Annotated in this window: 26 protein-coding genes and 1 tRNA gene; all 27 read left to right on the top strand. The window is 68.8% G+C overall.

The window, feature by feature from the left end; translation table 11 throughout:
* Positions 1-184 precede the first annotated feature (184 nt).
* The 27 genes from QL983_RS01480 to rplN all read left to right on the top strand — a co-directional run bounded on the left by QL983_RS01480 (position 185) and on the right by rplN (position 23956).
* Positions 185-257 (top strand) — tRNA-Trp (locus QL983_RS01480).
* Between the two features lie 80 nt (positions 258-337).
* Entirely contained in the window at positions 338-589 is a 252-nt protein-coding gene (secE, locus tag QL983_RS01475; protein ID WP_036317743.1) for a preprotein translocase subunit SecE, read from the top strand.
* Between the two features lie 104 nt (positions 590-693).
* Complete coding sequence (gene nusG / locus QL983_RS01470) at positions 694-1578, top strand: transcription termination/antitermination protein NusG (RefSeq protein ID WP_036317744.1); 885 nt, start codon at positions 694-696, stop codon at positions 1576-1578.
* A gap of 132 nt (positions 1579-1710) precedes the next feature.
* The gene (gene rplK, locus QL983_RS01465; protein WP_010080374.1) at positions 1711-2142 is read left to right on the top strand and encodes a 50S ribosomal protein L11; all 432 of its coding nucleotides are present in this window, start codon (positions 1711-1713) and stop codon (positions 2140-2142) included.
* Positions 2143-2219: 77 nt separating this feature from the next.
* Positions 2220-2927: a 50S ribosomal protein L1 gene (gene rplA, locus QL983_RS01460; RefSeq protein ID WP_036317746.1), complete on the top strand. Its 708-nt coding sequence runs from the start codon at positions 2220-2222 to the stop codon at positions 2925-2927.
* A 344-nt stretch (positions 2928-3271) separates the two neighbouring features.
* Positions 3272-3793 carry a 50S ribosomal protein L10 gene (rplJ, locus tag QL983_RS01455; RefSeq protein WP_002854782.1) on the top strand — a complete coding sequence of 174 codons (522 nt, stop codon included), beginning with the start codon at positions 3272-3274 and terminating at the stop codon, positions 3791-3793.
* Between the two features lie 69 nt (positions 3794-3862).
* The gene (rplL, locus tag QL983_RS01450; protein ID WP_036317747.1) at positions 3863-4252 is read left to right on the top strand and encodes a 50S ribosomal protein L7/L12; all 390 of its coding nucleotides are present in this window, start codon (positions 3863-3865) and stop codon (positions 4250-4252) included.
* Between the two features lie 285 nt (positions 4253-4537).
* The gene (gene rpoB / locus QL983_RS01445) at positions 4538-8044 is read left to right on the top strand and encodes a DNA-directed RNA polymerase subunit beta (protein ID WP_036317750.1); all 3507 of its coding nucleotides are present in this window, start codon (positions 4538-4540) and stop codon (positions 8042-8044) included.
* A gap of 83 nt (positions 8045-8127) precedes the next feature.
* Positions 8128-12024: a DNA-directed RNA polymerase subunit beta' gene (locus QL983_RS01440; RefSeq protein WP_036317751.1), complete on the top strand. Its 3897-nt coding sequence runs from the start codon at positions 8128-8130 to the stop codon at positions 12022-12024.
* Between the two features lie 310 nt (positions 12025-12334).
* Positions 12335-12709, top strand: coding sequence for a 30S ribosomal protein S12 (gene rpsL, locus QL983_RS01435; RefSeq protein WP_002854787.1), 375 nt, complete (start codon positions 12335-12337; stop codon positions 12707-12709).
* Positions 12709-13179 (top strand): 30S ribosomal protein S7, encoded by a 471-nt coding sequence (gene rpsG / locus QL983_RS01430; RefSeq protein WP_010080379.1) that lies wholly within the window; start codon positions 12709-12711, stop codon positions 13177-13179. The genes rpsL and rpsG overlap by 1 nt, the downstream gene beginning before the upstream one ends.
* Positions 13180-13297: 118 nt before the next feature.
* Positions 13298-15412, top strand: coding sequence for an elongation factor G (gene fusA / locus QL983_RS01425; RefSeq protein WP_036317752.1), 2115 nt, complete (start codon positions 13298-13300; stop codon positions 15410-15412).
* A gap of 281 nt (positions 15413-15693) precedes the next feature.
* Positions 15694-16884 carry an elongation factor Tu gene (gene tuf / locus QL983_RS01420; RefSeq protein WP_036317754.1) on the top strand — a complete coding sequence of 397 codons (1191 nt, stop codon included), beginning with the start codon at positions 15694-15696 and terminating at the stop codon, positions 16882-16884.
* A gap of 128 nt (positions 16885-17012) precedes the next feature.
* Positions 17013-17153, top strand: a complete 141-nt coding sequence (locus QL983_RS01415) for a hypothetical protein (RefSeq protein ID WP_162833779.1) — start codon at positions 17013-17015, stop codon at positions 17151-17153.
* Complete coding sequence (locus QL983_RS01410) at positions 17150-17617, top strand: DUF3817 domain-containing protein (protein WP_036317755.1); 468 nt, start codon at positions 17150-17152, stop codon at positions 17615-17617. Before QL983_RS01415 ends, QL983_RS01410 begins: the two co-directional genes overlap by 4 nt.
* A 326-nt stretch (positions 17618-17943) precedes the next feature.
* Complete coding sequence (gene rpsJ / locus QL983_RS01405; protein ID WP_002857463.1) at positions 17944-18252, top strand: 30S ribosomal protein S10; 309 nt, start codon at positions 17944-17946, stop codon at positions 18250-18252.
* Between the two features lie 20 nt (positions 18253-18272).
* A complete protein-coding gene (gene rplC, locus QL983_RS01400) occupies positions 18273-18923 on the top strand; it encodes a 50S ribosomal protein L3 (RefSeq protein ID WP_036317759.1) in 651 nt (216 codons plus the stop codon).
* Between the two features lie 4 nt (positions 18924-18927).
* Positions 18928-19563 carry a 50S ribosomal protein L4 gene (rplD, locus tag QL983_RS01395; protein WP_036381542.1) on the top strand — a complete coding sequence of 212 codons (636 nt, stop codon included), beginning with the start codon at positions 18928-18930 and terminating at the stop codon, positions 19561-19563.
* The gene (gene rplW / locus QL983_RS01390; protein ID WP_002857471.1) at positions 19560-19865 is read left to right on the top strand and encodes a 50S ribosomal protein L23; all 306 of its coding nucleotides are present in this window, start codon (positions 19560-19562) and stop codon (positions 19863-19865) included. Before rplD ends, rplW begins: the two co-directional genes overlap by 4 nt.
* Before the next feature lie 37 nt (positions 19866-19902).
* The gene (rplB, locus tag QL983_RS01385; protein ID WP_010080386.1) at positions 19903-20742 is read left to right on the top strand and encodes a 50S ribosomal protein L2; all 840 of its coding nucleotides are present in this window, start codon (positions 19903-19905) and stop codon (positions 20740-20742) included.
* 15 nt (positions 20743-20757) lie between these two features.
* Positions 20758-21039 (top strand): 30S ribosomal protein S19, encoded by a 282-nt coding sequence (gene rpsS / locus QL983_RS01380; protein ID WP_002857475.1) that lies wholly within the window; start codon positions 20758-20760, stop codon positions 21037-21039.
* Between the two features lie 51 nt (positions 21040-21090).
* The gene (rplV, locus tag QL983_RS01375) at positions 21091-21456 is read left to right on the top strand and encodes a 50S ribosomal protein L22 (RefSeq protein WP_017487837.1); all 366 of its coding nucleotides are present in this window, start codon (positions 21091-21093) and stop codon (positions 21454-21456) included.
* A gap of 2 nt (positions 21457-21458) precedes the next feature.
* Positions 21459-22277 (top strand): 30S ribosomal protein S3, encoded by an 819-nt coding sequence (rpsC, locus tag QL983_RS01370; protein ID WP_002857479.1) that lies wholly within the window; start codon positions 21459-21461, stop codon positions 22275-22277.
* Positions 22277-22693 (top strand): 50S ribosomal protein L16, encoded by a 417-nt coding sequence (rplP, locus tag QL983_RS01365; RefSeq protein ID WP_036317764.1) that lies wholly within the window; start codon positions 22277-22279, stop codon positions 22691-22693. Before rpsC ends, rplP begins: the two co-directional genes overlap by 1 nt.
* A 4-nt stretch (positions 22694-22697) precedes the next feature.
* Positions 22698-22967 (top strand): 50S ribosomal protein L29, encoded by a 270-nt coding sequence (gene rpmC / locus QL983_RS01360; RefSeq protein WP_036317766.1) that lies wholly within the window; start codon positions 22698-22700, stop codon positions 22965-22967.
* Positions 22964-23245, top strand: a complete 282-nt coding sequence (gene rpsQ / locus QL983_RS01355; protein ID WP_036317768.1) for a 30S ribosomal protein S17 — start codon at positions 22964-22966, stop codon at positions 23243-23245. The genes rpmC and rpsQ overlap by 4 nt, the downstream gene beginning before the upstream one ends.
* 342 nt (positions 23246-23587) lie before the next feature.
* Positions 23588-23956 (top strand): 50S ribosomal protein L14, encoded by a 369-nt coding sequence (gene rplN, locus QL983_RS01350; protein WP_002857487.1) that lies wholly within the window; start codon positions 23588-23590, stop codon positions 23954-23956.
* Positions 23957-23960 lie beyond the last annotated feature (4 nt).

Raw genomic sequence — 23960 nt, 5'->3', positions numbered from 1 at the left:
GGCGCGGCCATGGGGACCTTCTTCGAGCTCGACGGGGAGGGCGGGGCGGAGCGGGGCTCCGTCCTGCCAGGGTACTGACTGCCCGGGGCCCGTTCGACTCCCGCCGCCCGATGGCGTATCCTGGATCTCCGGTACCGCGTTCACGGTCGATCCCACGAGGGTTCGGCCGGCTCCGTCGGTCCGAAGGGTAGTGGCGCAATTGGTAGCGCAGCGGTCTCCAAAACCGCAGGTTGCAGGTTCGAGTCCTGTCTGCCCTGCTCGATGCCGAGCCTTGTGCTCGGCATCGGACGTGTAGAAAGCGATTCGGCGATCCGACGAGTGAGGCCACGTGACTGAGATGGCGGCGAACGGCGGGGGGCCCGCCCCCACGCCGAGCAGGCAGCGTCGCGGGCTGTTCGCGCGGATCGCGCTGTTCCTGCGCCAGGTGGTGGACGAGCTCCGCAAGGTCGTCACCCCCACGAGCGAGGAGCTGCTGCGCACGACCGGAGTGGTGCTCGCCTTCGTGGCGTTCATGATCCTGCTGGTCATGGGGCTGGACTGGGTGTTCGGCACCGTGGCGGGTCTCCTGTTCGGCGCCGGCGGCCTCTGAGCCCGGCGCGGACGGTCCCGACGTCGCAGGACGCGTCCCCCGCACGCCCGTGAGGGCCCTCCCCGACGGCAGGGCCCGCCGTCCGTCAGCAGAAAGCAGGAACCGTGTCCGAGCAGGAACTGGATCGTCAGCCCGCCGAGGAGTCCGTCCCGATGTCGGAGGACGCCGTGGCCGAGGAGACCGCCGAGACCGCGCAGGACGCCGGCACGCCCGTCGAGGACGCCCTGGACGAGGTCGCCGGCAGCGGTGACGAGACCGCCGAGGCCACCGTGCAGGAGGCCGACCTGGCCGTCGCCGAGGGCGAGGACGCACCGACCCCCGTCGAGGAGCAGTCCGACGACGAGCCCGCCGTGGACCCCGCCGAGGAGCTGCGCACCCGCCTGCGCCGCCAGCCCGGCGACTGGTACGTCGTCCACACCTACGCCGGCTACGAGAAGCGCGTGAAGACGAACCTCGAGGCCCGCATCCTGACCCAGGACATGGAGGACTCGATCTACGAGATCGAGGTCCCCATGGAGGAGGTCGTGGAGATCAAGAACACCACGCGCAAGATCGTCTCGCGCGTGCGCATCCCGGGCTACGTGCTCGTCCGCATGGACCTCGACGACGCCTCGTGGGGCGTCGTACGGCACACCCCGGGCGTCACGGGCTTCGTGGGCAACGACGCCCACCACCCGCAGCCGCTCAGCCTGGACGAGGTGTACGACATGCTCGCCCCGTCCGTGATCCAGGAGGCCGCCCGCGCCGCCGAGAAGGCCGGCCTGGCCGTCCCCGCCGCGGCCGAGTCCGGCGCGCCCGCCGCCCCCGCGATCCACGTGGACTTCGAGGTCGGCGAGTCGGTCACCGTCAACGACGGCCCGTTCGAGACCCTCCCGGCCACGATCTCCGAGATCAAGCCGGAGGCCCAGCAGCTCGTGGTGCTCGTCTCGATCTTCGAGCGCGAGACCCCCGTGACGCTGTCCTTCAACCAGGTGACCAAGGCCATCTGAGGACACCCGACGCTTCCGCACCGGGCCGGCCGCCTGCCGGCCCGGACGCGGCACCGGCCGCCGCGCCACGGCGGCCACCGCCCCCGGTGCGCTCCTGCGCCGAGGGTCCCCCAGTGAGAGAAGGATCCACTCATGGCTCCCAAGAAGAAGGTCACCGGTCTGATCAAGCTTCAGATCCAGGCCGGCGCCGCCAACCCGGCCCCGCCCATCGGCCCCGCCCTGGGCCAGCACGGCGTGAACATCATGGAGTTCTGCAAGGCGTACAACGCCGCCACCGAGTCGCAGCGCGGCAACGTGGTCCCGGTCGAGATCACCGTGTACGAGGACCGCTCGTTCACCTTCGTGACCAAGACCCCGCCGGCCGCCGAGCTCATCAAGAAGGCCGCCGGCGTCGCCAAGGGCTCCGCCACCCCGCACACGGCCAAGGTCGGCACGCTGACCCAGGCCCAGTGCGAGGAGATCGCCCAGACCAAGATGGAGGACCTGAACGCCAACGACGTCCAGGCCGCCGCCAAGATCATCGCGGGCACCGCCCGCTCGATGGGCATCACCGTCGAGGGCTGACGCCCACCCCCACCCCCTTCCAGTGGCAGGGCCGAGCGCGGTCCGCAGACCACGACTGCACAAGGAGAAGAACGCAGATGGCACAGCGCAGCAAGGCATACAAGGCGGCCAAGGCCGCGATCGGCGAGGATCTGTACTCGCCGGTGGAGGCGATCCGCCTCGCCAAGGAGACCAACCCCTCCAAGACCGACGCCACCGTGGAGGTGGCCCTCCGCCTCTCGGTCGACCCCCGCAAGGCCGACCAGATGGTCCGCGGCTCCGTGAGCCTGCCCCACGGCACCGGCAAGACCGCGCGCGTCGTCGTGTTCGCCACCGGTGACCGCGCCGAGGCCGCCCGCGCCGCCGGCGCGGACGTCGTGGGCGACGACGACCTGATCGCCCGGATCTCCGAGGGCTGGGTGGACTTCGACGCCGCCGTGGCCTCCCCGGAGCTCATGGGCAAGGTCGGCCGTCTGGGCAAGGTGCTCGGCCCCCGCAACCTGATGCCGAACCCCAAGACCGGCACCGTGACCCCGGACGTGGCCAAGGCCGTGGCCGACATCAAGGGCGGCAAGATCGACTTCCGCGTCGACAAGCACTCCAACCTGCACTTCATCATCGGCAAGACCTCCTTCGAGGCCAAGGCCCTGGTGGAGAACTACGCCGCAGCCCTCGAGGAGGTCCTGCGTCTGAAGCCGTCCTCCTCCAAGGGCCGCTACATCTCCAAGGCCACCGTGGCCACCACCTTCGGCCCGGGCGTGCCCATGGACCCGAACGTGACCTCGGTGGACTCCTCCGAGCTCTGAGCCACGCGGCCCCGGTGATCGGGGCCCACGACGTCGGCCGGTCGTCCCCGCAGCGGGGACGACCGGCCGGCGTCGTCCCGGGTCGATTTTGCGGGCCCGCCCCGGACGTGTACGCTGGTGCCTACCGAAGACCGCCGGTCGTGGTGCCCTGCCTCCGGGCAGAGCCCACCGAAGGATCTCCCTGACGGAGACGGCCCGCGCAGGTGAACGTGAGCCACGCTCGCATCCGCACGTCGACCCTCCGGGTCCGGCCGCGTCGATGCTCCTGCTGCGCCCCGTGCATCTGCACGGGGCGCTTTCTCGTCTCGGGGTGGCGGTTCCCACGCATCATCGAGAGGAGTGCCATGGCGACGTCCGCGAAGGAGTCGGCGGTGGCTGAGCTCACGGACCTGTTCCGTGAGTCCAGCGCCGCTGTTCTGACGGAATACCGTGGCCTGACGGTGACGGAGCTCAAGCAGCTGCGCGACTCCATCCGTCAGGACGCGACCTACGCCGTGGCGAAGAACACGCTGGCCGAGATCGCGGCCAAGGACGCCGGTCTGGAGGGCCTCGAGGCTCACCTGTCCGGTCCCACCGCGATCGCGTTCGTGACCGGGGACCCGGTCAACGTCGCGAAGGCCCTGCGTGACTTTGCCAAGGATCACGAGAAGCTCGTGCTCAAGGGCGGCTACATGGATGGCCAGCCCCTGGACGAGGCCGGCATCAAGAAGCTCGCGGACCTCGAGTCCCGCGAGGTGCTGCTGGCCAAGTTCGCCGGCGCGATGAAGGGCAGCATGTCCAAGGCTGCCGCCCTGTTCCAGGCGCCGCTGTCCAAGACCGTCCGCACGGTCGAGGCGCTGCGCGCCGCGCAGGGCGAGGCTGCCTGAGCAGTCCGCCCCGGGCTGCACGGCCCACCACTTCACACGTAGTCAAGACGTACCCGTAAAGGAGCCATCATGGCCAAGCTGACCACCGAAGAGCTGCTCGCCGCGTTCGAGGAGCTGACCCTCATCGAGCTGTCCGAGTTCATCAAGGCGTTCGAGGAGAAGTTCGACGTCACCGCCGCCGCCCCCGTGGCCGTGGCCGCCGCCGGCGGTGCCGCCGGTGGTGCCGAGGCCGCCGCCGCCGAGGAGAAGGACGAGTTCGACGTCGTCCTCGAGGCCGCCGGCGACAAGAAGATCGGCGTCATCAAGGAGGTGCGCGCCCTCACCTCCCTCGGCCTGAAGGAGGCCAAGGACCTGGTGGACGGCGCTCCCAAGCCCATCCTCGAGGGCGTCAACAAGGAGACCGCCGAGAAGGCCAAGGAGCAGCTCGAGGGCGCCGGCGCCACCGTCACCCTCAAGTGATGATCGCGGCCTGAGCCGCATCACGCCTCCTCACGAGGCCCCCGGACCCGCGCTGCGGACCGGGGGCCTCGTGGCGTCCCGGGTCACGCACCCCCGGCTGGACAGGGGCGACGGGCGCGGATAGGATGGATCTTTGCATCTCCCCTGTTCCGTGCCGCCCGCAGGACCTCGCGTCCCGCCGTGGCCCGCACGGTTCCGCACGGCCTTCATATAGCGGTGGGCCGGCGCCGCCGTCTCGCGGCAGGGGAGCGAACGGAACCCAGAAGGCCTGTGGAAGGATCCTACGTGGTCGCCTCGAGCACCTCCAACGAAACCGCTACCGTCTCCCCGCGATCCGGCGCCTCCGCCGGACGCGTCTCCTTCGCCAAGATCTCCGAGCCGCTGGACGTGCCGGACCTGCTGGCGCTGCAGACCGAGTCGTTCGACCGCCTGATCGGCAATGAGCGGTGGGCCGCGCGCGTGGACGCCGCCCTGGCCGCCGACGACCACTCCGTGCCCGTCACCTCGGGACTGACGGACATCTTCGAGGAGATCTCCCCGATCGAGGACTTCCAGGGCACCATGTCCCTGTCCTTCGCCGAGCCCGAGTTCGCCGACGCGAAGATGACGGAGGAGGAGTGCAAGGATCGCGACGCGACCTTCTCCGCCCCGCTGTACGTCAAGGCCGAGTTCATGAACAACACGACCGGCGAGATCAAGCAGCAGACCGTCTTCATGGGCGACTTCCCGCTGATGACCCGCAACGGCACGTTCATCATCAACGGCACCGAGCGCGTCGTCGTCTCCCAGCTGGTCCGCTCCCCGGGCGCCTACTTCGAGCGCACCCCGGACAAGACCTCGGACAAGGAGATCTTCTCCGCGAAGATCATCCCCTCGCGCGGCGCCTGGTTCGAGCTCGAGGTGGACAAGCGTGACCAGGTCGGCGTCCGCCTCGACCGCAAGCGCAAGCAGCCCGTGACGGTGCTGCTCAAGGCCATGGGCTGGACCGAGTCCCGCATCCTGGAGGAGTTCGGCCACTACGACTCCATCCGCGCCACCCTCGAGAAGGACGGCACCGCGGACCAGGACGAGGCCCTGCTCGACATCTACCGCAAGCTGCGCCCGGGCGAGCCGGCCGCCGTCGACGCCGCGCAGACGCTGCTGAACAACCTGTACTTCACCCCGAAGCGCTACGACCTCGCCAAGGTGGGCCGCTACAAGCTCAACCGCAAGCTCGGCGTGGACGTGCACCTCGGCGACCCCAACGCGTCTGTGCTCACCGAGGACGACATCGTCCAGATGGTGCACTTCATCGCCGCGCTGCACGCCGGCGAGACCGTCATCAAGGGCACGCGCGACGGCGAGCCGGTGGATGTGCGCGTGGAGATCGACGACATCGACCACTTCGGCAACCGTCGCATCCGTGCGGTGGGCGAGCTGATCGAGAACCAGATCCGCACCGGCCTGTCCCGCATGGAGCGCGTCGTGCGCGAGCGCATGACCACCCAGGACGTCGAGGCGATCACCCCGCAGACCCTGATCAACATCCGCCCCGTGGTGGCGGCGATCAAGGAGTTCTTCGGCACCTCGCAGCTGTCCCAGTTCATGGACCAGAACAACCCGCTGGCCGGCCTGACGCACAAGCGTCGCCTGTCCGCGCTCGGCCCGGGCGGCCTGTCCCGCGACCGTGCCGGCATGGAGGTCCGTGACGTCCACCCGTCGCACTACGGCCGCATGTGCCCCATCGAGACCCCGGAAGGCCCGAACATCGGCCTCATCGGGTCGCTGGCGACCTTCGGCCGGATCAACTCCTTCGGCTTCATCGAGACCCCGTACCGCCGCGTGGTCGACGGCCGGGTCACGGACACCGTGGACTACCTGACCGCCGACGACGAGCTGGCCTTCCAGATCGCCCAGGCGAACGCCCCGGTGGATGAGGACGGCCGGTTCGAGGAGGAGTTCGTGCTCTGCCGCCAGCGCGGCGGCGACGGCGAGCCCGTGCTCTCGACCGTGGACGAGATCGACTACATGGACGTGTCCCCGCGCCAGATGGTGTCGGCGGCCACCGCCCTGATCCCGTTCCTCGAGCACGACGACGCCAACCGCGCGCTCATGGGCGCGAACATGCAGCGTCAGGCCGTGCCGCTGCTCCGCTCCGAGGCCCCCTACGTGGGCACCGGCATGGAGAAGTACGTGGCCGTGGACGCGGGCGACTCCGTGACGGCCACCCAGGGCGGCGTCGTGACCGAGGTGGCCGCGGACCTGGTGACCGTCATGAACGACGACGGCACCACCACGCACTACCCGATCATGAAGTTCGCCCGCTCGAACCAGGGCAACGCCTACAACCAGCGGGTGCGCGTCTCCGAGGGCGAGCGGGTGGAGCCGCTGAGCATCATCGCCGACGGTCCCGCCACGGACAACGGCGAGCTCGCGCTCGGCAAGAACCTCCTCGTCGCGTTCATGCCCTGGGAGGGCCTGAACTACGAGGACGCGATCATCCTGTCCCAGCGCATGGTCTCGGAGGACGTCCTCACCTCGATCCACATCGAGGAGCACGAGGTCGACGCCCGCGACACCAAGCTGGGCGCCGAGGAGATCACGCGCGACATCCCCAACGTGTCCGAGGAGGTGCTCTCGCAGCTCGACGAGCGCGGCATCATCCACATCGGCGCCGAGGTGGAGGCCGGCGACATCCTGGTCGGCCGCGTGACCCCGAAGGGCGAGACCGAGCTGACCCCGGAGGAGCGCCTGCTGCGCGCGATCTTCGGCGAGAAGTCCCGCGAGGTCCGCGACACGTCCCTGAAGGTGCCGCACGGCGAGTCCGGCACCGTCATCGGCGTGCGCATCTTCGACCGCGACGAGGACGACGACCTGCCCCCGGGCGTGAACCAGCTGGTGCGCGTCTACGTGGCGCAGAAGCGCAAGATCACCGACGGCGACAAGATGGCCGGCCGCCACGGCAACAAGGGCGTCATCTCGAAGATCCTGCCGCTCGAGGACATGCCGTTCCTGGCGGACGGCACCCCGGTGGACATCGTGCTGAACCCGCTCGGCGTCCCCGGCCGCATGAACCTCGGCCAGGTCATGGAGCTGCACCTGGGCTGGGCCGCCTCGCGCGGCTGGGACATCCAGGGCGAGCCGGAGTGGATCAAGGACCTGCCGAACTTCCCGCGGCAGTCCGGTCCGGTCAACGTGGCCACCCCGGTGTTCGACGGCGCCGAGGCGTACGAGATCACGGGCCTGCTCGGCCACGTGAACGTGACCCGCGACGGCGACCGTCTCATGAGCGACAGCGGCAAGGCGCAGCTGTTCGACGGCCGCACCGGCGAGCCGTTCCCGGACCCGGTGTCCGTGGGCTACATGTACATGCTCAAGCTGCACCACCTGGTGGACGACAAGATCCACGCCCGTTCCACGGGCCCGTACTCGATGATCACGCAGCAGCCGCTGGGCGGTAAGGCCCAGTTCGGCGGCCAGCGCTTCGGCGAGATGGAGGTGTGGGCGCTCGAGGCGTACGGCGCGGCGTTCACCCTCCAGGAGCTGCTGACCATCAAGTCCGACGACATCCACGGCCGCGTGAAGGTCTACGAGGCCATCGTCAAGGGCGAGAACATCCCGGAGCCGGGTGTTCCCGAGTCCTTCAAGGTGCTCATCAAGGAGATGCAGTCCCTCTGCCTGAACGTGGAGGTCCTCTCCGCCGACGGCCAGGCCATCGAGATGCGCGACGCGGAGGACGAGGTCTACCGCGCCGCCGAGGAGCTGGGCATCGACCTCTCCCACGCCGAGCCCAGCTCGGTGGAGGAAGTCTGAGCCGGGCCCGATCCCGCATCCACAAGACGTCACCTGAGAACCACTGAACCAAGGGAGTTCACCGGAGCATGAGCGTGAACAGCATGTCCACTGACAACTCTTTCGGCCTGATGCGCATCGGCCTGGCCACGGCGGAGGACATCCGCCGCTGGTCCTACGGCGAGGTCAAGAAGCCGGAGACCATCAACTACCGCACCCTGAAGCCGGAGAAGGACGGACTCTTCTGCGAGAAGATCTTCGGCCCCACCCGTGACTGGGAGTGCGCGTGCGGCAAGTACAAGCGCGTGCGCTTCAAGGGCATCATCTGCGAGCGCTGCGGCGTCGAGGTGACCCGCTCGAAGGTGCGCCGCGACCGCATGGGCCACATCGAGCTGGCTGCGCCGGTCACCCACATCTGGTACTTCAAGGGCGTGCCCTCGCGCCTGGGCTACCTGCTGGACCTGGCGCCGAAGGACCTCGAGAAGGTCATCTACTTCGCGGCGTACATGATCACCTCGGTGGACGAGGAGGCCCGGCACCGCGACCTGGCCAACCTCCAGGCCGAGTACGACCAGGAGACCCGTGTCCTGGCCGACCAGCGTGACTCCGACATCGCCGCGGTGGCCGCCGACCTCGAGAAGGACCTGGCCAAGCTGGAGTCCGAGGGCGCCAAGGCCGCCGAGAAGAAGAAGGCCCGCGACGCCGCGGACAAGACCATGGCGCAGATCCGCAAGCGCGCGGACGCGGACCTGGACCGCAAGGAGCAGGTCTGGGACCGCTTCAAGAACCTCAAGGTCGCCGACCTCGAGGGCGACGAGGGTCTGTACCGCGCCATGCGGGACAAGTACGGCCAGTACTTCGAGGGCTCGATGGGCGCGGAGGCGATCCAGCGTCGCCTGCAGACCTTCGACCTCGAGGCCGAGTCCGAGATGCTGCGTGAGACCATCAAGACGGGCAAGGGCCAGCGCAAGACCCGCGCCTTGAAGCGCCTGAAGGTCGTCAACGCGTTCCTGACCACGGACAACTCGCCCGAGGGCATGGTCCTGGACGCCGTCCCGGTGATCCCGCCGGAGCTGCGTCCGATGGTGCAGCTGGACGGCGGCCGCTTCGCGACCTCCGACCTCAACGACCTGTACCGTCGCGTGATCAACCGCAACAACCGCCTGAAGCGGCTGCTCGACCTCGGCGCGCCCGAGATCATCGTCAACAACGAGAAGCGCATGCTGCAGGAGGCCGTGGACTCGCTGTTCGACAACGGCCGCCGCGGCCGGCCGGTGACCGGCCCGGGCAACCGCCCGCTCAAGTCACTCTCCGACATGCTCAAGGGCAAGCAGGGCCGGTTCCGTCAGAACCTGCTCGGCAAGCGCGTGGACTACTCGGGCCGCTCGGTCATCGTGGTGGGTCCCCAGCTCAAGCTGCACCAGTGCGGCCTGCCGAAGCAGATGGCGCTGGAGCTGTTCAAGCCGTTCGTGATGAAGCGTCTCGTGGACCTGAACCACGCGCAGAACATCAAGTCCGCCAAGCGCATGGTGGAGCGCTTCCGTCCGCAGGTCTGGGACGTGCTCGAGGAGGTCATCACCGAGCACCCGGTCCTGCTGAACCGCGCCCCCACCCTGCACCGTCTGGGCATCCAGGCCTTCGAGCCGCAGCTCGTGGAAGGCAAGGCCCTGCAGCTGCACCCGCTGGTCTGCTCCGCGTTCAACGCGGACTTCGACGGCGACCAGATGGCGGTCCACCTGCCCCTGTCGCCGGAGGCCCAGGCCGAGGCGCGCCTGCTCATGCTCTCGAGCCACAACATCCTGAAGCCCTCGGACGGCCGCGCGGTCGCCGTGCCGGCCCAGGACATGATCATCGGACTGAACCACCTCACCACGGTGCGTCCGGACGAGGTCGGCGCGGGCAACCTGTACGCGACCGTCGGCGAGGCCATCATGGCGTTCGACGGCGGCGACCTGCACCTGAACGCGCCCGCACGGATCGGCGTCGAGGGCTTCGTGCCGTCGGCGGACGTGCCGGCCCCCGAGGGCTGGTCCGAGGGCGAGATCGCCCTCATCGAGACCACCCTGGGCAAGGTGCTGTTCAACGAGCTGCTGCCGGACGACTACCCGTGGCTGGACAAGCAGGCGACCAAGGGCACCCTCGGTCAGCTGGTCAACGACCTGGCCGAGCGCTACCCGATGGTCGTCACCGCGCAGACGCTGGACAACCTCAAGGACGCCGGCTTCCACTGGGGCACCTGGTCGGGTGTGACCGTGGCGATCTCGGACATCACCTCCGACTTCGACAAGGCCGCCATCATGGAGGGCTACGAGGAGCAGGCCCAGCGCGTGCAGCAGCAGTACGACAAGGGCCTGATCGCGGACGACGAGCGTCGCTCCGAGCTGATCGACATCTGGAACAAGGCCACCGACGAGGTCGCCGCGGCCATGAAGGACGGCCTGCCGGAGCTCAACACCATCAACCGCATGGTGTCCTCCGGTGCGCGAGGCAACTGGCTCCAGGTGCGCCAGATCGCGGGCATCCGCGGCCTCGTGGCCAACCCGAAGGGTGAGATCATCCCGCGTCCGATCAAGTCCTCGTACCGCGAGGGCCTGTCCGTGCTCGAGTACTTCTCCGCCACCCACGGCGCCCGCAAGGGCCTCGCGGACACCGCGCTGAAGACCGCGAACTCGGGCTACCTGACCCGTCGTCTCGTCGATGTGTCCCAGGACGTCATCGTCCGCGAGGACGACTGCGGCACCGAGCGCGGCCTGTCCGTCACGATCGCCGCCCCGAACGCCGACGGCGAGCTGGTGGCCCACGAGCAGGTCGAGAACTCGGCCTTCGCCCGCACGCTGGCCCAGGACGTCACGGGCGAGGACGGCACGGTGCTGGCCTCGGCCGGTGCGGACGTGGGCGACGTGCTGATCGGCGAGCTGGTGGCCGCCGGCGTCACGGAGATCAAGGTCCGCTCGGTCCTGACCTGCGAGTCCGCCGTGGGCACCTGCGCGAAGTGCTACGGCCGCTCCATGGCCACCGGCCAGCTGGTGGACATCGGCGAGGCCGTCGGCATCATCGCGGCCCAGTCGATCGGTGAGCCGGGCACCCAGCTCACCATGCGCACGTTCCACACCGGCGGTGTGGCCTCGGCCGACGACATCACGCAGGGTCTGCCCCGCATCCAGGAGCTCTTCGAGGCCCGCACCCCGAAGGGCGTGGCCCCGATCTCCGAGGTCGCCGGCCGCGTGACCATCGAGGACACCGAGGCGTCCGTGCGCCTGCTGCTCACGCCGGACGACGGCTCCGAGGAGATCGCCTACCCGGTGCTGCGCCGTGCGCGCATCCTCGTGGCCGACGGCGAGCACGTGCCGGTGGGCACGCAGCTCGTGGCCGGCGCCGTGGACCCGAAGCAGGTTCTGCGCGTGCTCGGCCCGCGGGCCGCGCAGCGGTTCCTCGTGGACGAGGTGCAGAACGTGTACCAGTCCCAGGGCGTGGGCATCCACGACAAGCACGTGGAGGTCATCGTCCGGCAGATGCTGCGTCGCATCACCGTCATCGAGTCCGGTGACACCGACCTGCTGCCGGGCGAGCTCACGGACCGGGCGCGCTTCGTGGCCGCCAACCGCGCCGCCGTCGCTGAGGGCCGCCAGCCGGCCTCCGGCCGCGACGAGCTGATGGGCATCACGAAGGCCTCGCTGGCCACGGACTCGTGGCTGTCGGCCGCGTCCTTCCAGGAGACGACCCGCGTCCTGACGCAGGCGGCCATGGAGGGCAAGTCCGACCCGCTGCTGGGCCTGAAGGAGAACGTGATCATCGGCAAGCTGATCCCGGCCGGCACGGGCCTGGACCGCTACACGAAGACCGTCGTGGAGCCGACGGAGGAGGCGAAGGCCAACCTGTTCGCCTCGCCGGCCGGCTTCGCGGACTTCGACTACCCGGGCCTGGACCAGTCGCTCGGCGAGAACGACTTCCACGCCGTCTCGTTGGACGACTACGACCGCGGGGGCGACTTCCGCGCCTGATCCCCGTCCCCCAGGGGGCCCGCCGTTCCGCCGCTCACGCGGGGGAGCGGCGGGCCCCTTGGCGTGCGGGGCCGGCTCGTCGACGGCGCCGGGGCGTGCTATGCTGTCAAGGATTGTTTTTCGTGTGGCAAATTGGACGCTGTCCGGGTCGCGGGGTCATTGCGCGGCAGATGCCACACTTTTGCACGCCTGCGGACGTCTGCTCGTTGCGAGCCCCCACAGGGAGAGGCAGAGCAGAGGAACGAGCAGCCGGCGCCCCGGGCGCCGGTCGATCACGTCAGCGATCACCGAAACACAGGAAGGCTGAAGAGTGCCTACGATTCAGCAGCTGGTCCGCAAGGGCCGCTCACCCAAGGTCGTCAATACGAAGGCCCCTGCCCTGCAGGGGAACCCCATGCGTCGTGGCGTGTGCACCCGTGTGTACACCACCACGCCCAAGAAGCCGAACTCGGCGCTGCGCAAGGTCGCCCGTGTGCGCCTGAACGGCGGCATCGAGGTCACCGCCTACATCCCCGGCGAGGGCCACAACCTGCAGGAGCACTCGATCGTGCTCGTCCGCGGCGGTCGTGTGAAGGACCTGCCCGGCGTGCGCTACAAGATCGTGCGCGGCGCCCTCGACACCCAGGGCGTGAAGAACCGCGGCCAGGCCCGCTCCCGCTACGGCGCCAAGAAGGAGAAGAAGTAATGCCTCGTAAGGGTCCTGCGCCGAAGCGCCCCCTCGTCGTCGATCCCGTCTACGGCTCCCCGCTGGTCACGCAGCTGATCAACAAGGTGCTCGTCGACGGCAAGAAGTCCACCGCCGAGCGCATCGTGTACGGCGCGCTCGAGGGCGCCCGTGCCAAGAACGGCGCCGATCCCGTGGCCACCCTCAAGAAGGCCATGGACAACATCAAGCCGGCCCTCGAGGTGCGCTCCCGCCGCGTCGGCGGCGCCACCTACCAGGTGCCCGTCGAGGTCAAGCCGGGCCGCTCCACGGCCCTGGCCCTGCGCTGGCTGGTCGGCTTCTCCAAGGCCCGCCGTGAGAAGACCATGACCGAGCGCCTGATGAACGAGATCCTGGACGCCTCGAACGGCCTGGGCGGCGCCGTGAAGCGTCGCGAGGACACCCACAAGATGGCCGAGGCCAACAAGGCCTTCGCCCACTACCGCTGGTGATCCGTGTGGCCCGGGGCGCGCGATCCGCGCCTCGGGCCGCAGGTGCGTCCTCTCGGACGGGCCACCCACCGCATCCACCTCACGAGCCCCCCCATTCCACCCGACCAAGGGAGACACCGTGGCACAGGACGTGCTGACCGACCTGCACAAGGTCCGCAACATCGGCATCATGGCCCACATCGATGCCGGCAAGACCACCACCACCGAGCGCATCCTGTTCTACACGGGTGTCAACCACAAGCTGGGCGAGACCCACGACGGCGGCGCGACGACGGACTGGATGGAGCAGGAGAAGGAGCGCGGCATCACCATCACCTCCGCCGCGGTGACCTGCTTCTGGAACGACCACCAGATCAACATCATCGACACCCCCGGCCACGTGGACTTCACGGTCGAGGTGGAGCGCTCGCTGCGCGTGCTCGACGGCGCCGTCGCCGTGTTCGACGGCAAGGAGGGCGTGGAGCCCCAGTCGGAGACCGTGTGGCGCCAGGCGGACAAGTACAACGTCCCGCGCATCTGCTTCGTCAACAAGATGGACAAGCTGGGTGCGGACTTCTACTTCACCGTCGACACCATCGTGAAGCGCCTCGGCGCGCGTCCGCTCGTGATGCAGCTGCCGATCGGCGCCGAGAACGACTTCGTGGGCGTCGTCGACCTGCTCTCCATGAAGGCCTTCGTGTGGCCGGGCGACGCCAAGGGCGACGTCACCATGGGCGCCTCCTATGAGACTCGCGAGATCCCCGCCGAGCTCCAGGAGAAGGCCGAGGAGTACCGCAACGAGCTCGTCGAGGCCGTCGCCGAGACCTCCGAGGAGCTCATGGAGAAGTACCTCGAGGGCGAGGAGCTCACCGTCGAGGAGATCCAGGCCGGCGTGCGCCAGCTGACCGTGAACGCCGAGGCCTACCCGGTGTTCTGCGGCTCCGCGTTCAAGAACCGTGGCGTGCAGCCGATGCTGGACGCCGTGGTCGCCTACCTGCCGAACCCGCTGGACGCCGGCTCCGTCAAGGGCCACGCCGTGAACGACGAGGAGGAGGTGCTGGAGCGCGAGGCGTCGAAGGAGGCCCCGTTCTCGGCGCTCGCCTTCAAGATCGCCACGCACCCCTTCTTCGGCACGCTGACCTTCATCCGCGTGTACTCCGGCCGCCTGGAGTCCGGTGCGCAGATCCTCAACGCCACCAAGGGCAAGAAGGAGCGCATCGGCAAGCTGTTCCAGATGCACGCCAACAAGGAGAACCCGGTGGACGAGGTGGTCGCCGGCCACATCTACGCCGTGATCGGCCTCAAGGACACCACCACGGGCGACACCCTGTGCGATCCCGCGAACCCGATCATCCTCGAGTCGATAACCTTCCCGGAGCCCGTGATCTCCGTGGCCATCGAGCCGAAGACCAAGGGTGACCAGGAGAAGCTCTCCACCGCCATCCAGAAGCTCGTCGCCGAGGACCCCACGTTCCGCGTGAACCTCAACGAGGAGACCGGCCAGACCGAGATCGGCGGCATGGGCGAGCTCCACCTGGACGTGTTCGTGGACCGTATGAAGCGCGAGTTCAAGGTCGAGGCCAACGTGGGCAAGCCCCAGGTCGCGTACCGCGAGACCATCAAGCGCAAGGTCGACAAGGTCGACTACACGCACAAGAAGCAGACCGGCGGCTCCGGCCAGTTCGCCAAGGTGCAGCTGTCCTTCGAGCCCCTGGACACCGCCGAGGGCGAGGTCTACGAGTTCGAGAACGCCGTCACCGGCGGTCGCGTGCCCCGCGAGTACATCCCCTCGGTGGACGCGGGCATCCAGGACGCCATGCAGTTCGGCGTGCTGGCCGGCTACCCGATGGTCGGCGTGAAGGCCACCCTGCTCGACGGCGCGTACCACGACGTCGACTCCTCGGAGATGGCGTTCAAGATCGCCGGCTCCCAGGCCTTCAAGGAGGGTGTCCGCAAGGCCAACCCGATCATCCTCGAGCCGCTGATGGCCGTGGAGGTCCGCACCCCCGAGGAGTTCATGGGCGACGTCATCGGCGACCTGAACTCCCGCCGCGGCCAGATCCAGTCCATGGAGGACGCCACCGGCGTGAAGGTGGTCAACGCCCTCGTGCCGCTGTCGGAGATGTTCGGCTACATCGGCGACCTGCGCTCCAAGACGCAGGGCCGCGCGGTGTACTCGATGACCTTCCACTCCTACGCCGAGGTCCCCAAGGCCGTGGCGGACGAGATCATCCAGAAGTCCCAGGGCGAGTGACCGCAGGTCACCTGCTCTGAACGACCTGCCCCGGGTCGGCCGCCGCAGCCGCGGCCGGCCCGGGGCGACCGGACCGCCCTTCCCGGCGCGGCGGTCCGCGATCAGGACGGGTCAGGTCCGGTCCGCTTCCGGCGGTCCCGACGGCCTGGAACCGGACTGGCCCTCGTGAGGCCGGGATTTCCCCAACCCCGCACCATCCGAGTAGACTCAGTCAAGTTGTCAGCACGTCGCAGGCGGCTGAGCAGTCTTCTTGACGATGAACCAGTTCTTAGGAGGAACTAGTGGCAAAGGCAAAGTTCGAGCGGACGAAGCCGCACGTCAACATCGGCACCATCGGCCACGTTGACCACGGCAAGACCACGCTGACCGCCGCCATCTCGAAGGTCCTGTACGACAAGTACCCGGACCTGAACGAGGCCCGTGACTTCGCGACGATCGACTCCGCCCCCGAGGAGCGTCAGCGCGGCATCACCATCAACATCTCCCACGTGGAGTACCAGACCGAGAAGCGTCACTACGCCCACGTGGACGCCCCCGGTCACGCCGACTACATCAAGAACATGATCACCGGCGCCGCTCAGATGGACGGCGCGATCCTCGTGGTCGCCGCCACCGACGGCCCGATGGCCCAGACCCGTGAGCACGTGCTCCTGGCCCGCCAGGTCGGCGTGCCGGCCCTGCTCGTGGCCCTGAACAAGTCGGACATGGTCGAGGACGAGGAGCTCCTCGAGCTCGTCGAGATGGAGGTCCGCGAGCTGCTGTCCTCCCAGGACTTCGACGGCGACGAGGCCCCGGTCATCCGCACCTCCGGTCTGAAGGCCCTCGAGGGCGACCCCCAGTGGGTCAAGTCCGTCGAGGACCTCATGGAGGCCGTGGACGAGTTCATCCCGGACCCGGTCCGCGACAAGGACAAGCCGTTCCTGATGCCGATCGAGGACGTCTTCACCATCACCGGTCGTGGCACCGTGGTGACCGGTCGCGCCGAGCGCGGCACCCTGAAGATCAACTCCGAGGTCGAGATCGTCGGCATCCGCGACGTGCAGAAGACCACCGTCACCGGCATCGAGATGTTCCACAAGCAGCTCGACGAGGCCTGGGCCGGCGAGAACTGCGGTCTGCTGCTGCGCGGCCTGAAGCGCGACGACGTGGAGCGCGGCCAGGTTGTGGTGGAGCCGGGCTCCATCACCCCGCACACCAACTTCGAGGCGAACGTCTACATCCTGTCCAAGGACGAGGGTGGCCGTCACAACCCGTTCTACTCGAACTACCGCCCGCAGTTCTACTTCCGCACCACCGACGTCACCGGCGTCATCACGCTGCCCGAGGGCACCGAGATGGTCATGCCCGGCGACACCACCGAGATGTCGGTCGAGCTCATCCAGCCGATCGCCATGGAGGAGGGCCTCGGCTTTGCCATCCGCGAGGGTGGCCGCACCGTGGGCTCCGGCCGCGTCACCAAGATCACCAAGTGATCTGACGCATCCCGTCTCGTGGCTCCGTTGAGCCGCTGACGCGCGACGCCCCCGTCTCCGGGTCCCCCGGAGGCGGGGGCGTCGCCGTGTCCGACGACGGCGCGGCGGCGGCGGCTAGGCTGGGGAGCATGCCTGAACTGCTCATCCTCATCGTGGTGCTCGCCGTGGCCGTCGTGGCCGTGCGCTGGGCGCTGCGGACCTTCCGTCCCGAGATCGACCGTGCCCGGCGCATCCGGCGCGCGAACCGCGGCGGGGAGCTGGAGCGATGAGCCTGCCCGGCCCGCGCCGCCTCTTCGCCGTCACGGCGATGGCCGAGATGTTCACCTGGGCCGGTCTGCTGATCGCCATGGGCCTCAAGTACGGCGGAGTCACGGAGCGGGTGGTGCCGATCGCCGGCGGCGTCCACGGCTTCGTGTTCCTCTGCTACCTCGTGGTGACGGTCGCCGTGTGGATCGACGGGCGGTGGCCCGTGGCCCGCGGACTCCTCGGCCTCGGTTCGACGATCGTCCCGTTCATGACGGTCCCGTTCGAGCGGGCCCAGCGGCGGCGCGGCGAGCCGGCGTCGCGGTGGCAGGTCGTGGACCGCGCGCCGGGGGAGCGGGGGCCCCTCGAACGGCTTCTCGTCGTGGTGCTGCGCCATCCGGTGGTCAGCGCGCTCCTGGCGGTCGCCGTGGTCGCCGTCGTCTTCACCCTGCTGCTCAACGCCGGCCCGCCCACCGAGTGGGGCCGCTGAGCCCGGGGGGCCGTCGGGCCCGGCCCGCCGATTGGCGGACCGGGCCCGGTTCTGTCTATACTGATTCGGTTGCTCAAGCGCCATTGCGCTGTCGTCGTGTGTCTCGCGGCGGCAGCTCGGCCCAGATGTGACGTCACCACTCCGACCCGCCACAGGCGCGTGCCCTCCCAGGAATGCGACACGCCCGACCGCGTGGACCGGAGTCCGGCGGCGGCGAGGAACCCGGTCCGACCGGATTCGCCCCGCGCGGGTGGAGGACAAGAAGGCGGGCACGATCCGCCGCACAGGGACAGGAACAGCACACCCGACGAGAGAGGCGTGACGCCATGGCGGGACAGAAGATCCGCATCCGGCTGAAGTCGTACGACCACGAGGTCATCGACGTCTCGGCCCGCAAGATCGTTGACACGGTCACGCGCGCAGGCGCGACGGTGGTCGGCCCCGTGCCGCTGCCGACGGAGAAGAACGTGTACTGCGTTATCCGTTCTCCCCACAAGTACAAGGACAGCCGCGAGCATTTCGAGATGCGCACCCACAAGCGGCTCATCGACATCATCGACCCGACCCCGAAGGCCGTCGACTCGCTCATGCGACTGGACCTGCCCGCGGACGTCAACATCGAGATCAAGCTCTGAGAGGGAGGTGCTGAGAGACTATGACCAACACCCAGAACATCAAGGGCCTGCTGGGCACGAAGCTCGGCATGACCCAGGTCTGGGATGAGGACAACAAGCTCATCCCTGTGACCGTGGTCAAGGCAGACCCGAACGTCGTCACCCAGCTGCGCTCCGAGGAGACCGACGGCTACACCGCCGTGCAGATCGCCTACGGCCAGATCGATCCCCGCCGCGTGACCAAGCCCCTGGCCGGTCACTTCGAGAAGGCCGGCGTGACCCCGCGTCGCCACCTCGTCGAGCTGCGCACCGCCGACGCCGCCGAGTACTCCCTCGGCCAGGACGTGACCGTGGAGGTCTTCGAGGCCGGCCAGAAGGTCGACGTCGTGGGCACCACCAAGGGCAAGGGCTTCGCCGGCGCCATGAAGCGCCACGGCTTCGCCGGTGTGGGCGCCTCGCACGGCCAGCACAAGAACCACCGCAAGCCCGGCTCCGTGGGCGGCGCGTCCACCCCCGGCCGCGTGTTCAAGGGCCAGCGCATGCCCGGTCGCATGGGCGCCGTGCGCCAGACCACCATGAACCTGACCCTCCACGGCATCGACGTGGAGAACAACCTCCTGCTGATCAAGGGCGCGGTGCCCGGCTCCAAGGGCCAGGTCGTGCTCGTCCGCAGCGCCGTGAAGGGAGCCTGAGACCATGGCTGAGAACTCCGTGAAGACCGTCCAGGTCGATCTGCCCGCCGAGCTCTTCGACGTGCAGTCCAACGTGCCGCTCATGCACCAGGTCGTCGTCGCCCAGCTCGCCGCCGCCCGCCAGGGCACGCACAAGACGAAGCGCCGCGGCGAGGTGTCCGGCGCCGGTCGCAAGCCGTTCAAGCAGAAGGGCACCGGCCGCGCCCGTCAGGGCTCCATCCGCGCCCCGCACATGACCGGCGGCGGCATCGTCCACGGCCCGACCCCGCGTGACTACTCGCAGCGCACCCCCAAGAAGATGAAGGCCGCCGCCCTGCGCGGTGCCCTGTCGGACCGCGCCCGCAACGGCCGCGTCCACGTCATCGAGGCCCTCGTGTCCGGGACCACCCCGTCCACCAAGGCCGCCAAGGCGGGCCTCGCGTCCCTGAACACCGGCCGCAAGAACGTGCTGCTGGTGATCGACCGGGCCGACGACGTCGCCGCCCTGTCCGCCCGCAACCTGCCCGCGGTCCACACCCTGTACGCCGACCAGCTGAACACCTACGACGTGCTCGTCTCCGACGACGTCGTGTTCACCCAGGCGGCCTACGAGGCGTACGTGGCCCAGGCTTCCGGCGCCAAGAAGGAGGATGCCCAGTGAGCGGCTCCATCAACAAGGATCCCCGCGACGTGATCATCGCTCCCGTCGTGTCGGAGAAGAGCTACGGTCTGATCGACGAGGGCAAGTACACCTTCCTGGTCGACCCGCGCTCCAACAAGTCCGAGATCAAGCAGGCGGTGGAGCGCATCTTCAACGTCGACGTGGCCTCGGTCAACACCCTGAACCGTTCCGGCAAGCGCCGTCGCACCCGCTTCGGGTGGGGCCAGCGCAAGTCCACCAAGCGTGCCATCGTCACGCTCAAGGACGGGACCATCGACATCTTCGGAGGTCCGCTCGCCTGATCGGCGTGCGGAGACCACTTAATCGAGGAACTGACACATGGCTATCCGTAAGTACAAGCCGACCACCCCGGGCCTGCGTGGCTCGTCCGTGGCCGACTTCGCAGAGATCACCCGGTCCACGCCGGAGAAGTCCCTTCTCCGTCCGCTGCACAAGACCGGCGGCCGCAACAACACCGGTCGCATCACCACCCGTCACAAGGGCGGCGGCCACAAGCGCCAGTACCGCCTGGTCGACTTCCGTCGCCACGACAAGGACGGCGTGCCCGCCACCGTCGCGCACATCGAGTACGACCCGAACCGCACCGCCCGCATCGCGCTGCTGCACTACGCGGACGGCGCCAAGCGCTACATCCTGGCCCCGGCCAAGCTGAAGCAGGGCGACGTGGTCGAGGCCGGCCCGAACGCCGACATCAAGCCCGGCAACAACCTGCCGATGCGCAACATCCCCGTGGGCACCACCATCCACGCGGTGGAGCTGCGCCCCGGCGGCGGCGCCAAGATGGCCCGCTCCGCCGGCGCGTCCGTGCAGCTGGTCGCCCGCGAGGGCAAGTACGCCCAGCTGCGCCTGCCCTCCGGTGAGATCCGCAACGTCGACGTGCGCTGCCGCGCCACGATCGGCGAGGTCGGCAACGCCGAGCAGTCGAACATCAACTGGGGCAAGGCCGGCCGCATGCGCTGGAAGGGCGTCCGCCCGACCGTCCGCGGCGTCGTCATGAACCCGGTCGACCACCCGCACGGCGGTGGCGAGGGCAAGACCTCCGGCGGTCGTCACCCCGTCAACCGGAACGGCAAGCCCGAGGGCCGCACGCGTCGTCCGAACAAGGAAAGCGACAAGCTCATCGTGCGTCGCCGTCGTACCGGCAAGAACAAGCGATAAGGGAGCAGGGAAGACATGCCTCGCAGCCTGAAGAAGGGCCCCTTCGTCGATCAGCACCTCTACCTGAAGGTTCTGGCCGAGAACGAGAAGGGCAGCAAGAACGTCATCAAGACCTGGTCCCGCCGGTCGATGATCATCCCGGACATGCTGGGTCACACCATCGCGGTCCACGACGGACGCAAGCACGTCCCGGTGTTCGTCACCGAGTCCATGGTGGGTCACAAGCTGGGCGAGTTCGCCCCGACCCGGACCTACCGCGGCCACGTGAAGGACGACAAGAAGGGCAAGCGCCGCTGAGCCTGAGGGCACAGCACGCTTGACCTTCTCGAGAATCGAAAGAGAGAAGCAATGGAAGCCAAGGCAATTGCGCGCCACCTGCGCGTGACGCCGATGAAGGCCCGGCGCGTCGTCGACCTGGTCCGTGGCAAGCAGGCCACCGAAGCACTGGCCATCCTGAAGTTCGCCCAGCAGGGCGCTTCGGAGCCGGTGTACAAGCTGGTGGCCTCCGCGGTGGCGAACGCCCGCGTCAAGGCGGACCGCGAGGGCCAGGCCTTCGACGAGGACGCCCTCTACATCACCGAGGCCTTCGTGGACGAGGGCCCGACCATGAAGCGGTTCCAGCCCCGTGCTCAGGGCCGCGCGTACCGCATCAACAAGCGCACGAGCCACGTGACCGTGGTCGTCGCGTCCAAGGACGAGAAGGGTGGGAACTGACAATGGGCCAAAAGATCAACCCCAACGGGTTCCGCCTCGGCATCACCACCGACCACGTCTCGCACTGGTTCGCGGACTCCCACAAGGAGGGCCAGCGCTACGCTGACTTCCTCAAGGAGGACGTCAAGATCCGCGAGCTGATGACCACCGGCATGGAGCGCGCCGGCATCTCCAAGGTGGAGATCGAGCGCACCCGTGACCGCGTGCGCGTGGACATCCACACCGCGCGTCCGGGCATCGTGATCGGCCGCCGCGGCGCCGAGGCCGACCGCATCCGCGGTGAGCTCGAGAAGCTCACCGGCAAGCAGATCCAGCTGAACATCCTCGAGGTCAAGAACCCCGAGACCGATGCCCAGCTGGTGGCGCAGGGTGTGGCCGAGCAGCTCGCCTCGCGCGTGGCGTTCCGCCGCGCGATGAAGAAGGCGATCCAGTCCGCCATGCGCGCCGGCGCGCAGGGCATCCGCATCCAGTGCTCCGGCCGCCTCGGCGGCGCCGAGATGAGCCGCTCGGAGTTCTACCGCGAGGGTCGCGTGCCGCTGCACACCCTCCGCGCGAACATCGACTTCGGCAAGTTCGAGGCCAAGACCACCTTCGGCCGCATCGGCGTGAAGGTCTGGATCTACAAGGGCGACCTGACCGCCAAGGAGCTCGCGGCCAAGGAGGCCGCGCAGCCCTCCGGCCGTGGCCGTGGCGGCGAGCGCCGTGGCGGCGGTGAGCGTCGTCGTCGCAACGATCGCGCCGAGCGTGCTCCCCGCCAGGAGAACGCCGGCGCCGGCGCCGAGACCCCGGCCGCCGCTCCCGCTGAAGGAGGCAACGCCTGATGCTGATCCCCCGTCGCGTCAAGCACCGCAAGCAGCACCACCCCAAGCGTTCCGGCGCCGCCAAGGGCGGCACCACCGTGACGTTCGGCGAGTGGGGCATCCAGGCGCTCACGCCGGCCTATGTGACCAACCGTCAGATCGAGGCCGCCCGTATCGCCATGACCCGCTACATCAAGCGTGGCGGCAAGGTCTGGATCAACATCTACCCGGACCGTCCGCTCACCAAGAAGCCCGCCGAGACCCGCATGGGCTCCGGCAAGGGCTCGCCGGAGTGGTGGGTCGCCAACGTCAAGCCCGGACGCGTGCTCTTCGAGCTGTCGGGTGTCACGGAGGACGTCGCCCGCGAGGCGCTCCGCCTGGCCATCCACAAGCTGCCGCTGAAGGCCCGTATCATCCGTCGAGAGGGTGGTGAGTGATCCCATGGCGATCGGCACCAAGGATCTGAACGTCGAGTCCCTGGACGGGATGGACAACGCCCGCCTGCTGGAGGCCCTGAAGTCCTCCAAGGAGGAGCTGTTCAACCTGCGCTTCCAGGCCGCCACCGGTCAGCTGGACAACGCCAGCCGGCTGAAGGCCGTCAAGCGTGACATCGCGCGCATCTACACGATCCTGCGCGAGCGCGAGCTGGGCATCCGCGGCGATGTCGCCGCCGAGGCGCAGGCCGAGAAGAACGAGGAGGCTGCCAAGTGACCGAGCAGACCCCGGCCGTCTCCGAGGAGCGCGGCTACCGCAAGGCCCTCCGTGGCATCGTCGTCTCCGACAAGATGGACAAGACCATCGTCGTCGAGGTCGAGGACCGCAAGAAGCACTCGCTCTACGGCAAGGTGCTGAAGACCTCGAAGCGCGTGAAGGCGCACGACGAGGACAACACCGCCGGCGTGGGCGACCGCGTCCGCCTCGCCGAGACCCGCCCGCTGTCCGCCTCCAAGCGGTGGCGTCTGGTGGAGATCGTCGAGCGCGCCAAGTGATCGACCCGGCCCCCTGAGGGCCGGCGACGCAGAGGGCCGCCCCGTGCACTGGCACGGGGCGGCCTTGTGCGTTAGACTCTGATATTCGTGCGCCCTCTCGTTGGCAGGACCATCCATCCTGTGTGCCGAGGGCCGCGCACGCCGATCCCGGATCCGCCTCGGCCCTGCCCTGCGCGCCCCTCCGCTCTCGACCTCCCCGACGCTGTCTGAACACGCGTCGCCGGGGGACGACGGCGGGCGGCCCGCCTCGGGGGAGGGGTAAGCGTCCCGGGATGCCCGTTCAACCGTTCCGCAAGGCTCGCCCATCGTGGGGGAGAACCGGCGCGACGCTAGGAGAGACAAGTGATCCAGCAGGAGTCGCGGCTCAAGGTCGCCGACAACACCGGTGCGAAGGAAATCCTGACCATCCGTGTTCTCGGCGGTTCCGGACGCCGCTACGCAGGCATCGGCGACACCATCGTCGCCACCGTGAAGGACGCCATCCCCGGCGGCAACGTCAAGAAGGGCGACGTCGTCAAGGCCGTGGTGGTCCGCACCCGCAAGCAGTCCCGCCGTCCCGACGGCTCGTACATCAAGTTCGACGAGAACGCGGCGGTCATCCTGAAGACCGACGGCGAGCCCCGTGGCACGCGCATCTTCGGCCCCGTGGGTCGCGAGCTGCGTGACAAGAAGTTCATGAAGATCGTGTCGCTCGCCCCGGAGGTGATCTGACCTC

Origin of the sequence: Micrococcus sp. APC 4021, from assembly GCF_030407635.1 — a bacterium.
Classification (GTDB): Bacteria; Actinomycetota; Actinomycetes; order Actinomycetales; family Micrococcaceae; genus Micrococcus; species Micrococcus luteus.
Note: the sequence above shows the minus strand (reverse complement) of the source record. Positions and strands in the feature narration are given on the sequence as shown.